The 13,764-nt window shown below is 59.6% G+C and carries 8 protein-coding genes; 4 read left to right on the top strand and 4 right to left on the bottom strand.

The genetic code is table 11. The features are described 5' to 3' along the window. Positions 1-9 precede the first annotated feature (9 nt). Positions 10-915, top strand: a complete 906-nt coding sequence (locus QPC17_RS05915) for a HamA C-terminal domain-containing protein (RefSeq protein WP_285347092.1) — start codon at positions 10-12, stop codon at positions 913-915. On the opposite strand, the gene QPC17_RS05910 is transcribed toward QPC17_RS05915, so the two are convergent. Further along, positions 899-2,124 (bottom strand): IS3 family transposase gene (locus QPC17_RS05910; RefSeq protein ID WP_101923944.1). Its coding sequence is split into 2 segments (ribosomal slippage): positions 899-1,845 and positions 1,845-2,124, totalling 1,227 coding nucleotides; the frame shifts between segments, so codons are not numbered across the junction. The genes QPC17_RS05915 and QPC17_RS05910 overlap by 17 nt on opposite strands. Positions 2,125-2,230: 106 nt before the next feature. Between QPC17_RS05910 and QPC17_RS05905 the strand changes: the two genes are divergently transcribed. Then, positions 2,231-4,873 (top strand): DEAD/DEAH box helicase, encoded by a 2,643-nt coding sequence (locus QPC17_RS05905; protein ID WP_233187376.1) that lies wholly within the window; start codon positions 2,231-2,233, stop codon positions 4,871-4,873. A gap of 513 nt (positions 4,874-5,386) precedes the next feature. Here the strand turns inward: QPC17_RS05905 and QPC17_RS05900 are convergent. The 3 genes from QPC17_RS05900 to QPC17_RS05890 form a co-directional block, all read right to left on the bottom strand. Continuing rightward, the gene (locus QPC17_RS05900) at positions 5,387-5,746 is read right to left on the bottom strand and encodes a hypothetical protein (protein ID WP_068539229.1); all 360 of its coding nucleotides are present in this window, start codon (positions 5,744-5,746) and stop codon (positions 5,387-5,389) included. Positions 5,747-5,968: 222 nt separating this feature from the next. Beyond that, a complete protein-coding gene (locus QPC17_RS05895) occupies positions 5,969-6,778 on the bottom strand; it encodes an IS3 family transposase (protein ID WP_285347532.1) in 810 nt (269 codons plus the stop codon). Between the two features lie 41 nt (positions 6,779-6,819). Then, positions 6,820-7,104, bottom strand: a complete 285-nt coding sequence (locus QPC17_RS05890) for a transposase (protein WP_016664108.1) — start codon at positions 7,102-7,104, stop codon at positions 6,820-6,822. 326 nt (positions 7,105-7,430) lie between these two features. Between QPC17_RS05890 and QPC17_RS05885 the strand changes: the two genes are divergently transcribed. Together QPC17_RS05885 and QPC17_RS05880 are read left to right on the top strand one after the other, a co-directional pair. Beyond that, the gene (locus QPC17_RS05885; RefSeq protein WP_070446545.1) at positions 7,431-8,369 is read left to right on the top strand and encodes a nucleoside hydrolase; all 939 of its coding nucleotides are present in this window, start codon (positions 7,431-7,433) and stop codon (positions 8,367-8,369) included. A gap of 305 nt (positions 8,370-8,674) precedes the next feature. Further along, positions 8,675-13,474, top strand: coding sequence for a S8 family serine peptidase (locus tag QPC17_RS05880; RefSeq protein ID WP_285347091.1), 4,800 nt, complete (start codon positions 8,675-8,677; stop codon positions 13,472-13,474). The last annotated feature ends 290 nt before the right edge of the window (positions 13,475-13,764 follow it).

The raw sequence follows: 13,764 nt of genomic DNA, 5'->3' as shown, positions 1-13,764 counted from the left end.
GAATACGAGATGGCACAGGCGACAATCACATCAACGCTGCGCGGTGACACGTTTGCGTCCACGTTCACCGAGGTGGCGCATTCGAACACGTTAGGTCTTCGAAACGACGAACAGTTACGCCTGTTCCATCTGTCTGTCCAAAACAACCGCTTCGACCACACAGCCCTCGTCAAGTTCCTCAAACGAAACGTTGGACGCTACGTCTTCTCGCGCGCCGAATACGAAGGCTATAAGCAGCGAGACGATCTCGAAGAAGTCGCTCTCGACGCTGTGAGCCGGATGCGTTCACAACAAGACGGCATGGGGCTGGGCGAAATCTTGCTCTACGTCCTGCTCGAACAAATTCTCGAAGCACCCAAAGTGCTGAGCAAGATCGAGCTCAACCAGGCCCGAGGCCAGATCCACAGCCGCTGCGACGCCATCCACCTGCTCACACCAGACGGTCAGCGAACCACCAGCAGTATCGTGTTTGGAACCTCCAGCGTGGTCGGCAACATTGGGGATGCCATCACTGCAGCATTCGACCGCGTCGTAGACATCGAGCAGAACCGCTCAGACGAGGTTCAGCTCGCTGAGAATACCGTGTTCACCAAGACCCTCGACGCAGCGACCGCAGGCTACGTGAAGGATCTGTTGATCCCGAAGCCGGGTGGGGCACCCGGGTTCGATACCGCTTATTCGATGTTTCTGGGTTACGACATTGGTCTAGATCCGAAAAACTATGGCAATCAGCAGTATCGGTCTGCGCTCGATCAGAAAATGCAGGGAGATATCGCCGCGCACGCCCAAATGATCGCCAACGAGATCAACACCCGAAACCTAGATAACTACTCGTTCTACATTTACGTTTTGCCCCTCAATGAAGTAGTGAAGCGTCCTGGGTTTAGTTCCGCTTCTTTTACGGCCCTGTGTTGATGGGCTGGGTGAGATAGTACTCGGTTTCTACTTCTTGTGGGGTGGCGTAGTCCAATGCTTCGTGAAGCCGCTTGGTGTTCCACCAATGCACCCACCGCAAGGTGGCCAGTTCGACTTCTCCGACCGATGTCCACGGGCCTTGGGCATGAATCAGTTCCGCCTTGTAGAGACCATTGACTGTTTCGGCTAGTGCATTGTCATAAGAATCGCCGACTGTTCCCACACTCGGGCGTATTCCTGATTCCGCTAGGGCGGTGGAATACTTCAGCGACACGTACTGGCTGCCCCGATCGCTGTGGTGAATCAGCTGGTTACCATGGATTCGTCCGGCAGTCGTTAATGCATGCTCCAAGGCCTCCATGGGCAGCGCATCGGTGCGCATCGTCGAGCGTGTAGCAACACCAACAATTTTTCGGCTGAAGACATCCACGACAAACGCGGTGTAGGCGAATCCTGACAGGGTACGAACGTATGTAATATCGGCAACCCACAACCTGCCTGGCGCTTGTGCACGAAAGTTTCGCTGCACTAGGTCCGGGCGATGATCCGGTGTCTTCGGGCTAATCGTTGTCACGGGCGTTCGCCCACGTCTGCGGCCGGAAACACCTGCTAGCTTCATTAATCGGGCGGTCTTGTCGCGGCCGATATGAAAGCCTTCACGGTTCATCGCGTGCCACATTTTGCGGATGCCGTAGACCGAGAAATTCTGCGCATGCACACGCTGTATCTCTGGGATGAGAAGGCTATCGCTTAAGGCCCTTGCGCTGGGAACGCGTGTGGTGGCTTTGCGGTAGCCGCGTGAGGTGATGAATCCACGATCTGCTTGTTTGAGGACTCGGCAGATGGCCTCGACCCCAAACTGATCTTTGTACGCGTCGATGTAGGAGATCATTTGGTCGTGGGTCGGTCGAGTTCCGCTGCGAAAAAAGCCGAAGCAGTCTTAAGAATCCCGTTTGCTCGTTTCAGTTCGCGGTTTTCGCGGCGCAGACGCTTGAGCTCTTCTTCCATTGTTTCGCCACCTGAAGCGTCTGAGTCATCACGTACTGAAGCGCTGTCACGGTACCAAGCCCGCAACGTGTGGTGAGATACTCCAAGGAGCTCGCCGACCTCTGTGTAGGCGCATTGCAGTGAGCAGGACTCCAGGCGGACCATTTCGATGATCTGATGGACCGCCTTTTCCTTGAACTCGACGGAATACTTTCTAGGCATAGTTCAATCCTTCCTTAGCTGAGGTAGGAACTAAACCCAGGACGCTTCATAGACGTTGACGCGGTCGCAATCATGGATGGGCTCGTGGGCGGGCAAGGTGGTAGCCATGTCTGACAAGCAAGTAACAGTCGGCGATCTCGTATTTGCCGACATCGACTCCAACGAATTCCTCAAACAGCTGTACGCCAACCTGCTCCACAACTACGGCTTACATCGATTAGGGCTGGCGAATCGTCAACCATACGACGTGGATCTTGAAGCAGCGCTGCGGTTCGCTGACCTGCTCTCGAAATCAACCCACCCCACCAACCGTGACCAGCATAGGGTATGGGCGCAAGAAATCGCGCTCCTCTGCCACATCCTGTATCCGAATGATCCCCGCACGAAAGCATACGTTCCTGCAATCTTCACCACGCTAGGCAACTACCCAGGCCTGAAGCAGCTGGGCGTGACTTCCGATGCAGGCATCCTCGACGCCGCATTCAACGCCTACCAAGCCGAATACCTCACCGTACCCGGTGATAGGTCGATGAAGTTCTTCGCGCCGCAAAAGAAAATCTACGACCGCCTCACTGACGGCAAGTTTTCCTTCTCAGCCCCAACATCCTTGGGCAAGTCCTTCATCATGCGCACCTTCATCACCAACCAGATCAAATCCGGGGTGAAGGCCAACTTTGCGATCATCGTGCCGTCAAAAGCGCTGATCAACGAGACGCGCTCGAAACTGATCGCTGACCTTGGCGAAGACCTAGAACGACACAACTACCGAATCGTCAGTGCTGCAGGTGACATCGTGCTCGAAGGCGATCACAACTTCATCTTCGTACTCACCCCAGAACGCCTGCTTTACCTTCTGATCGGCAAACCTGCGATCGAATTCGAGTACATCTTTTTCGACGAATCACACAAACTCTCAGGCAAGAACAGCCGCGCCCCGTTCTACTACCAAACCGTGACAATCCTTCAACACCGCCACAAGCCACCACACTTCGTCTTCGCTTCACCCAACATTCCCAACCCAGAGGTATTCCTAAGGCTGGTTGATCCAAACTCTGACGAAAATGAAACCAACGCGGTCGCAACCCAGTATTCGCCAGTCGCACAGTTCAAATACCTCGTCAACCTGCACGAAAACACCATTTCCAGTTACAACGACCACACCCAAGAATTCACGCACCTAGCCTCACTTCAAGCTCAGGACGCTACCGTACAGGGCATAACCCGATTTGTTAGTGAATCATCACGAGGTTCAGATCACCGTGGGCAAACCATCGTGTTTCATTCTGCCCGACATCACGCAGTGCAAGCGGCACGTGACTATGCCCAGGGTTTGGCAGACCTCAACGATAAAGACTTGGACGCTCTCGCAAAAGACATCGAACGCGACGTCCACGAGGACTACTACCTCAGCGATCTCATCCGTAGAGGCGTCAGCTACCACATCGGCTACCTCCCACCAGCAATCCGCGAACGCATCGAAGGCCTGTTCCGCGAAGGCAAAATCTCGACACTATTTTGTACCAGCACGCTTCTAGAAGGAGTCAACCTTCCCGCCGACAACCTCGTCATCACAACCAACAAAATCGGCAGAGCAGGAATGACAACAGTCGACTTCAAGAACCTGATCGGCCGAGTCGGACGTATCGAGTTCAACCTCTACGGCAACGTATTCATCATCGTGGGCAACCAACTTGCATCCGAGCAAAAGGCAAAGGAACTCCTGCAAGCGAACGTTCCTGCACAGACGCTATCCGTGCAAACCGACTCACAAATTATCAGCAAGAAAATGAAGCAAGGAGTCGTTGCTGATCTTCAAGAAGGACAGATCGAGTTCGCCAAGGGAGATGAAAGCTACGAGCGCTACAACATGAAGCGCAAATTCGGACTCATGCTCTTACGCGACATCACCACAGGACGTCAAAGCCTGGTGCGTGAAGAATTCTCCGACTACCTCGACGACCAAACCATCAGCCGAATCCGAGAGTCCTTCGCGCAAAGAGAAGGGCAACAAGACGACGACATCAACGTATCTGTCGACCAAGCAGAATCCTTAACTCAAGCTGTCCGAGCCGGACTCAAATACCCGCGCATCTCTCCAGACGGGAAGTTCAACTACGACGAAACTCTCGCGTTTCTCGAAAGGCTCGCCTCAATCTTCAAATGGCGCGTCTACGACCCCGAAACACTCGGAAAAACAGATAAGTACGGCAACCAGCTCACGATGCTGCGCTGGTACACCGTATTGCTTACACAATGGATGGAAGGTCACGGACTCCGTTCGATCATGAACCGTGCCCTCCAGTACCGCCTGCAACAAGGAACGCTCTACATCAAAGGGCAAGGAGAGATCCGTTACGAGAACACGCTCCAGCACCGCAACATCGTCATCAGTGAAATCCTGAAAGTTCTTGAAGACGTCATCCTCTTCAGCCTGTCGAACTACTTCCTCAAATTCTCCAACGAATACAAGAAGGTCCACGGAGTAGAGCAGTTCGACAACGACTGGTACGAATACGTCGAGTACGGCACGACGAAACAGAAAACCATCCTTCTCCAACGGCTGGGATTCACCCGCGAGAGCGCCACCTACATTCGAACCAACGTTTCCAATGCAATCTTCCTTCACGAAGGAAAGCCCCACCTGAACCCGATTCTTCTCGAAAGCTCGAACATCAACGTCCGCAAAGAAGCCAACGAAATCAGATACAACGTGCCAGAAGCCTTCTCGATGCCAGATTTTATGTTCTAGCCCCCGCACTAGGTACCCGCTAACGCAAGCACTCGCCCAGACCCCCTTGGCTTCAAACGGACGCCACCCCAGTGGGCGTTACAGCGACGACCGTCGGATCGCCAAACCTCCAGCGAAGTAGCGAGCAGCCCCAGAAACAGCAAAACCCCTGTTCAAAAGGGGTTCAAGGGCTCAAGCGGCTTTTATCATTTTCGACGTCTAAGTATCCACTTAGACGTCGGATTTGATAAGTACCCTTTTACGTTAGCGAGTATCGCTTAGGGGGTGTGAAAAATCGCTTGCGCTAGCGGGTTTGGGTTTTGCGTTACCTAGTATCGTGTTTTCCCTGTTCGAGTAGGGTTTCGAGGTTTAACTCGCTAACGGATGGCAGGTGACGTTCGCTGAAGTGCCCCAGGTTTTCCCACCTACTCAAACGGAAGAAAATCTGGGGCACTTCAACTTGGTGGTGACTCCGCCATCGCTCTTGTTGGGCATTGCTATAGGCGGCTGACATGTGGTCGGCGTGGTGGCTAGTCAGTGATCAGACTCGTTATCTTCGCCTGGGACGTGTACGAAGAATTGCGAGGAGATTGCAAGTAGTTCGCGCATAAGTTCGTATTGGCCACCGTGCATGTTCCAGATTTCATCTTCGCCTGCGGCTTCTGGTCGTTCGTAGATCGACGAGGTGGTGTTGACGTCGGCTAGCCATCCGTTGTCGTAGTAGTCCATGAGCGGTTTCATGGTTTCGTTGAACGCTTTGATGGATTGGAGCCCTTCGCATGCTTTCTCATAGGAGGCGCGGGATTTCATCAGATTGTCTTGGGCTACGTTGAGCCGTGCAAGGCTCGCCTGCTGCTCTGGCGTGTAGTTCGATTCTGCTGTGTTGTCGTTCATATATTCAGTGTGACACAAGCTGTAGGTGTCTGGTGCTAAATGTATGGTGCGGTTTCGTGTCGTTCGCTTTAAACGGGGTGTGGTGAAGTGTCCCAGGTTTTCTTCTGTTTGAGTGGATGGGAGAATCTGGATTATGTCGAAGGGATTTGATTAGGAAGCGAAAGAGCAGATTGTTCGTCTGGTGGAGGATCTGGAGTGGCCTAAGAATTAGGCCCACTCGGTTTAAGTGTTGACCGTGTTTTCTTGTTTCCATTGTTCCGCGTATTTCCGTGGGCTGAGGTAGCCGAGTGAGGAATGCGGATGGAAGTTATTGTAACGTGATGACCATTGGGCCACGAGTAGGCGGGCATGCTCGAGATTCTCGATACAGTTGTCCTCCAAGAGTTCGTCTCTCATCTGGTTATGGAAAGACTCAACGAACCCGTTATGCCAGGGCTGGCCTGGTGGGATGAACGCCTGGATCGTCTCATCCTCGGCTGCCCACTCCTGGAGCGCATGAGCGATGAACTCGGGCCCGTTATCCATCCGGATCACCCGCGGGCGCCCGCCGTGCTCCAGACAAGCCACGTCAAGGAGTTCGGTCACCGAGACCGCGTTAATGTTCTTGTCGACCGTGAAGGCGAGGTGTTCGCGGGTGTATTCATCGATAATGTTACAGATTTTGATTGTCTTGCCGTGCCAGGTTGAATCGAACTGGAAGTCCAACGCCCACACGTCGTTCGGGTACTGGCCGGCAGGAGCATCACGATGGGTATCGGCAGCTAGACGCTTGCGCTTCTTCCTAGGCAAGACACGCAAGCCCTCTTCACGCCAGATCCTGCGGAAAGTCTCGCGGCATATCCCGTACCCTTCGGCGAGGGCGGTTCTCCAGGCGCGCCGGTGTCCCCACCGGCGATGATCCTTAACGAAGTCGTGCATCCACGCCCGTAGGTCCGCGTACTTATCCGGCTTGTTCTCGCGGGTCCTAGCGCGCCGGTAAGCACTGCGAGAGAGCCCAACAATCTGGCAGGCAAGTCTTTGGGAGTAGCCCATCCCGACCAGATGCCAGACGGCATCATGGCGGCGAGCTGGGCTTAGAAGTTTCCCTCCGACAATTCTTTCCACGCCGCCTTTTCCAGCTCTGCCTGACCTAGGAGGCGTTTGAGGCGCGTGTTTTCCTCGCGCAGGCGCTGGAGCTCTTTCGCCTCGCTCTTGGTCATCGCCCCATAGGTAGCCTGCCACCTGTTCAACGTGGCTTCGCTAATCCCCAACGTGGTCAGGATCTGAGCTGTAGTTGATCCCGATTCCTTCAATTCCCGCGCCCTATCGAGCTTACGAACAATCTGCTCGGGAGTATGCTTGCTGAATTTCTTCACCATTCATCCATTCTCCCCACCCACAGGCAGGGCATCAATGGACAACACTCAAGTCACCTGGACCTAAAAACCTAGAGCACTCCAACGGTTTCGGCCGCATCCGCCCATATATGCAGATGCGGCTCAGGTCATCCCGCAGATTCTAAGCGCGAGGAGTGCCGCGGCAAAACTGGCCTCGGCCGCCCAGATTACCGGTGTCCATCCGGAGTCATCGGTCCGCGGCCACAGCTCCCGACACCGGGCCCAGATTATCGGTGTGGCCAGCTATTGCGCGTGTCTGTCTTCCCCATCGTGCGTAGAATGAAACACCTGACAGGAAAGGACTTGACATGCCTCAGCCCCACAGAATCATCCTCGACTGCGACCCCGGTCATGACGACGCCACCGCCATCCTCATGGCCGCCAAGCACCCGGCAATTGACCTCCTCGGCATCACCACGGTTCACGGCAACCAGACCCTGGCAAAAACCACACGCAACGCCCTCAACGTGGTGCAGTACCTCGGCCTGGACGTCAAGGTTTACCGCGGGTTGGAGCACCCGATGGTGATCCCGAACCGCCTGGTGGAGGAGCGCGTCCACGGCGACTCGGGCCTGGACGGCCCCGTCTTCGCCGAGCTGACCCGCGAGATCGAGGACAAGCACGCGGTCCAGTACATCATCGAAACTCTCCTCGCCTCTGACGGCGACATCACGCTCGTCCCCACCGGCCCGCTCACCAACATTGCGATGGCGATGCGCCTGGAGCCCAAGATCATCGGCAAGATCAAAGGCGTCGTGCTCATGGGCGGCAGCTACCAGCTGGGCAACGTCACCCCGGCCGCCGAGTTCAATATTTGGGCCGACGGCGAGGCTGCCCACGTCGTCTTCAACAGCGGCGTGAAGGTGACGATGATGGGCCTGGACATCACGCGCAAGGTACTCGTGCTGCCGCACGTGCTCGAGCGCATGGCCAAGCATGACAACCCGGCTGGCAAGCTGTTCACCGACATGATGGGCTTTTTCAACTTGTCGCAGAAGCGCACCTTCGGCTGGGAGGGCGCCCCGCTTCACGACCCGACGACGATCGCCTACCTCATCGACCCTTCGGTCATCACGGTTAAGCACATGCGCACCGACATTGACCTGGGAAGCGAGGCCTCCTACGGTCGCACGAACTGCGACATCTTCGGCATGTCGGAGAAGGAAAAGAACTCCGACGTGGCGGTGGACGTGGATGTGGAGAAGTTCTGGGACATCGTGGAGGAGTGCATCAAGCTCTACGGCTAGGCCGCGCTGTCACCCGGCGGCCCGCGCCGCCTTCGTCGCCTCCTCGACGACGCCGATCAGCTCATGGCCCATCGGGCGCAACCTGGCAGACAACGCTGCTCGGCACACGCAAAGTGTTTTCTCGTCACCTAAATCGGCGATTTGAGTGACGAACAAACACTTTTGGTGACGCGAAACCGAAGCCAGCCCGCCGGGGTGGCGGCAGGCCTGCCACCTGGGCGTTCAGTATGTGGGCGCACGTGGCACCGGGGCCTGATTCATGGCGAAATATACGTGTTCGCACAACACTGCACGAAAGTGAATCAATGAAGAAGCAATTGATCGCCGGGCTTGCGGTTCTTGCGCTGAGCCTCGGCTCTGTGCCCGCAATGGCCGCACCAGAACCACCGCCCGCACCACCCGCTCCGTCCACGACCGCCGAAAAGTCGGTAAAGACCGTGCCCGTCATCGTCACGCTCGACTCGGGCGCAGGCAAGGTTGACGCGACGGCGAAGGCGCTCGCGGCCAAGTACAACATGACGTTGCGCCGCCAGTTCAGCTACCTGGTCAACGGCTTCTCGGCCTACATCCCGGCAAGCGCGATCGCCGAGCTGGCGCGCGAAAAGGGCGTGGTCGCCGTCGACCGCATGCGGGTTTACTACCCGTCAATGGAGTCCGCCACCACGCTGACCCAGGTGGACACCGCGGCCGAAAACCACGGCGTGGACGGGGAGGGGCTGGTGGTCGCGATCGTCGACACCGGCATCGACATCGCCCATCAGGACATGCGTCTCGACGACGGGGTGGACACCAAGCTCGCCCCCGAGCCCGGGTTCACCGCGAAGGTGCCCTACGGTTACAACTTCGCCGACGGCAACACCGAGGTCAAGGACACCACCGCCTCCCAGCACGGCATGCACGTGGCCGGCATCGTGGCGGCCAACGGAGGCGAGGATGCCGACGTCGCCACGAACGGCCGGATCAACGGCGTGGCCCCGAACGCCCAGCTGCTCGCGATGAAGGTCTTCTCCAACGACCCGAACCGCACCGGTGCCGCGGCCGACGACATCATGGCCGCTGTCGAGGAATCCGTGCGCCGCGGTGCTGACGTCATCAATCTCTCGCTCGGCTACCCCAACGGTAACGAGGGCCAGTCGGTGGGCGAGCAGCGCGTGATCGCGAAGGCTCGCGCGGCCGGCGTCGAGGTCATCGTGGCCGCGGGCAACGAGGGCCAGAACGGCTCGCCCACGGGCGTGAACGACGACGCACTCGGACTCCTCGACGACGGCACGGTCGGCTCGCCCTCCACGGGCACGGGAGCCTGGTCGGTGGCGTCGGTCGAGAACGCCACCACGATCAACAGCCGGGGCGTGGCGAAGAACGACGCCGGCGAGTACGACTTCGCCCACCAGCTGCAGGCCGGCTCCACTGACGGCACGCCGATGGAGATCGTCGATGGCGGGCTGGGCAAGGTTGACGACGTGCTGGGCAAGGACTTTGCCGGGAAGTACGTGCTCATCCAGCGCGGTGAGATCCCGTTCAGTGACAAGTTCCTCAACGCCCAGGCGGCGGGCGCTGCCGGCGTCATCGTCTACAACCACGAGGAGGGCGGGGATGAGTTCGCGGGCATGGCCGGCCTGGAGAACGTGACAATCCCGGGTGCCTTCATCGGCCACACGGACGGTGTTAAGCTGCTCGAGATGATCGCCCAGGGCACCACCACCGTGTCGCTCACCAGCGAGGCGCTGATCCAGGCCAACCCGGCGGCGATGACCCCCTCCACGTTCACCTCGTGGGGCGCCGGCCCCGAGCTCGGCTTCAAGCCGGAGATCGCAGGGATCGGCGGCAACGTGTACTCCACGGTCAACGACAACCGTTACGAGACCCAGTCCGGCACGTCGATGGCCGCCCCGCACGTGGCCGGCGTCGCCGCGCTCATGATCCAGAAGGCCGAGGGGGACGGCACCGGGCGCTCGCGCGCAGAGGTTGTGCTGCGTAACCGCGTGGCCCTGTCGAACACCGCGCTCATCCTTGACCACGACGGCGTGCCCTACGCTCCGCGGCAGGTGGGCGCCGGCCTGGTCCAGGTGGACGATGCACTTGACACGCAGGTGTACGCCACCGTGGGCGGCGAGCCGGTGGTGGCGCTGAAGGAAGTCGATGGGTCGACGTCGTTCACGGTGACGCTGGAAAACGACGGCGACATCGATCGCGCGTTCACCGCGGGCGCCACGTGCGTGGTTAACGAGGACGAGGTGAGCAAGGAGTTCACCACCACCTACTGTTCGGACACGGACGCGATTGCGGCGTCGGGCACGGAGGTTATCGTGCCGGCCGGCGGTAGTGCCGAGGTCACGTACACGCTGAGCGTCTCGGGCGAGGACCACTGGACGCAGGGCTGGGTCACCTTCGAATCGAAGGACGAGGACCAGCCGGACCTGTCGGTGCCCTACCTCGGCTTCGCGGGTGACTGGAACGCCGAGCCGATCATCGACAACCCCGCCTACGAGGGCTTCGATGCTCCGATCCTGTCGGACGGCGAGACCACCTTCACCCAGACCTCGCTCTACACCTTCATCAATGAGGGCCTCTACACGTTCGGCGACGGCGAGCAGTTCATTTCGCCCAACAACGACGGGCTGGCCGACGCCGTGTTTGCGAAGGTGGCGTTGCTGCGCAACGCCAAGCGCGTGGAGGTGTCGATCCTGGATGAGAGCGAGAAGGTGGTGCGTGAGATCGGCTCGCAGGACGAGCTGGTCCGCCCCACGCTGAAGGAGCAACTGGAATCGCCGGTCAACGCCGCGCAGACCGACTTCTCCGACATCCGCTTCGACGGCAAGGTCTATAACCCGCAGACCGTGGCCTTCGAGGACCTGCCCGACGGAAAGTACTTCTACCGCCTCTCGGCCCGCATGGGTGATGCGTGGGAGCCGCAGACGCTCGACATGCCCTTCGGCATCGACCGCGTGGCGCCCGAGCTGGAGATCCTGTCCACCGAGAAGAACGACGACGGCGACTACGTGGTTCGCGTCAAGGTCACCGACGACTTCTCCGGGATTAATGCGGTGCAGGGCCGCTTCACCTGGCCCTCGTCCGTGGTGATCAGCGCCGGCGAGCCCGAGGATGACGTCTACACGATGACGATCCCGGGCGGCCTGGCCGACTCGGTGGGCTACTTCGAGATCTACACCTCCGACCGTGCCATCAACGTGGTGCGCAAGACCGTGACGCTGGGGGACAAGCTCGTCATCGAGTCCGAGCCGACACTGGCCGACCTCGACTACATCAACAAGAACACCGAGTCCGATCAGACCGGCGAGCTCCTGGTGGAGGACGGCAAGCTGGTGCTCACCGGCCGCGCTGCCTCCGACGTGGTCAAGGTCCGCGCCGGCGACGCCGAGGTGGAAGTCCCGGAGTCGGGCCGCTTCGAGATCCGCCCCAGCGTGGTGCAGGGCGAGAACACGGTGACTGTCGAGGCGTTGAACGCCGACGGCGAGGTGGTGGCTACGAAGACCTTCACCTTCATCTGTGACACGGAGCCGCCCGCCGTGACGATCACCTCCCCGGCGAACCGGGACGAGATCGCGGCACAGGTGGAGGCCGGAGTCGTGAAGGTCGAGGGCACCGTGGCCGACAACCTCGGCGCAGTGACGGTGAGCATCGAAGGGGACGAGGTGGAGGTGGTCGACGGGCGCTTTACCGCCGACGTGCCCGTCAGCCCCGGGCGGCTCACCCTGTCCGTCCACGCGCGCGACGCCGCCGGGAACCTGGGCGTGGGCACGATCGTGCTCGCACCCGCCGACGCGTCCACCCCGCTCGCCCTCGAGGCGAACCTCGGCTTCAACCAGAACTTCAACGTGGTGACCGCCGACGACGACGCGCTGAGCGCCGGGGAAGACGGCGAGTACACCTACCTGTACGCCGGCAGGTTTAACCGGGTGCCGGGCTCGTTCCTGGTGAACGGCGAGCCGGTAGAGGTGGCCGAGGACGGCACGTTCGAAACCCCGGTTGCGTTGCGCGAGGGCATCACGGGCTTCAACGTACGTATCACGGATGTGGACGGCACGGTGCTGGTGGACAACAAGGTCAAGGTGCTACTTGACCTGACGGCCCCGAAGATCGAGATGAGCAAACCGGGGGTCAACCCTGACGGCGCGCTCTACCTGCGCGAGGCCGGCGAGGTCGAGTTCGCGGGCACGGTCTCCGATAACGCCTTCGGCTACGTGCTGTCCATCAACGGCGACCACGTGGACCAGTTCTTCACAATCGACGACCCGGGCGCAGCGGTCAACGCCCGCGACTTCGCCACGAAGGTGGCGGCCGCCGACGGCGACACCATCCTCGTGCTCCTCGAAGACCACCTGGGTAACGCGTTCGCACAGCTCATCCCCGTGGTGGTGGACGCTGTGGCGCCGGTGATTGAGGTGGATCTTGAGCCCGAGGCGAAGATGAAGGCCAGCGAGACCCGGACGGTCAATATCCGGGTCACCGACGATCACCTGTCGGACGCCACTGTGTACGTGGATGGCGAAGCCGTTGTGGCACGTCAGACCGTGGTGACGCCGGCGCCTGGCGCCGGGATCCTGCTCGACGAGGGTAAGGACCTGGTGGGTGGCCAGCCGAGTGCGGTGGCTCTGCGCGAGGCCGGAATTGAGGAAGCCGACGCCGATGGTGAGGCTGGTGAGGCTGGCGCCGTTGAGGGCGTGACCCTGTTGAGCTTCGAGGTCGGGCCCGACTTCGAGGTTGGCGAGCACGAAATCGTCGTGGACGCTACCGACAAGGCCGGCAACACGTCGGCGGCCGCGGTGCCGTTCGAAGTGGTCAAGGACCCGGACCCGGAACCGGACCCGGTTGATCCGACGCCCAACCCGGATGACACGTTCGTCCCGGGCATCGACGATAGCGACCTCACCGATCCCGATGCCAACGGTGGTCATACGTGGGTGCCGGGCCAGGTTGGCACGACTGACGGGCAGAAGCCGGGTACGCCTGGCGGGCAGGCTGGTCAGAAGGCGCCTGAGAAGGGATCGCTGTCCTACACGGGTGCAGCGGTGACGGGGGTGGCAACCCTGGCGGGAGCGTTGCTCCTGGTGGGTGCGCTCATCCGGCGCCGTGCTAACGCGTAACTAGCGCCTATCGGTTGGGGGCGGGCGGCGATGGCGCCCGCCCCCAACTGCATCCCGTGGCATTCAACTTGTTTCGCCACCACCACTCCGGTTTGCCGAAGCCTTGCGTTTCGGCACACGTAACCGGTTTCGACACACGCAAAGTGTTTTCCCGTCACCTAAATCGGCGATTTGAGTGACGAGAAAACACTTTGCGTGACGCGAAAACGAAGCCGGCATGCGGGAGGAGCGGCAGGCCGGCATGCCGGTGTGCCGGCCTGCCGGACCAGCCCGCCCAGACTGGCCGAGCC

It is taken from the genome of Trueperella bernardiae, assembly GCF_030246965.1.
In the GTDB taxonomy this organism is placed as follows: Bacteria; Actinomycetota; Actinomycetes; order Actinomycetales; family Actinomycetaceae; genus Trueperella; species Trueperella bernardiae.
Note: the sequence above shows the minus strand (reverse complement) of the source record. Positions and strands in the feature narration are given on the sequence as shown.

Excerpts from the sequence above, each read along its gene's own strand:
- QPC17_RS05915 (WP_285347092.1), top strand. The coding sequence starts at position 10 with ATGGCACAGGCGACAATCACATCAACGCTGCGCGGTGACACGTTTGCG.
- QPC17_RS05905 (WP_233187376.1), top strand. The coding sequence starts at position 2,231 with ATGTCTGACAAGCAAGTAACAGTCGGCGATCTCGTATTTGCCGACATC.
- QPC17_RS05900 (WP_068539229.1), bottom strand. The coding sequence starts at position 5,746 with ATGAACGACAACACAGCAGAATCGAACTACACGCCAGAGCAGCAGGCG.
- QPC17_RS05895 (WP_285347532.1), bottom strand. The coding sequence starts at position 6,778 with ATGGGCTACTCCCAAAGACTTGCCTGCCAGATTGTTGGGCTCTCTCGC.
- QPC17_RS05890 (WP_016664108.1), bottom strand. The coding sequence starts at position 7,104 with ATGGTGAAGAAATTCAGCAAGCATACTCCCGAGCAGATTGTTCGTAAG.
- QPC17_RS05885 (WP_070446545.1), top strand. The coding sequence starts at position 7,431 with ATGCCTCAGCCCCACAGAATCATCCTCGACTGCGACCCCGGTCATGAC.
- QPC17_RS05880 (WP_285347091.1), top strand. The coding sequence starts at position 8,675 with ATGAAGAAGCAATTGATCGCCGGGCTTGCGGTTCTTGCGCTGAGCCTC.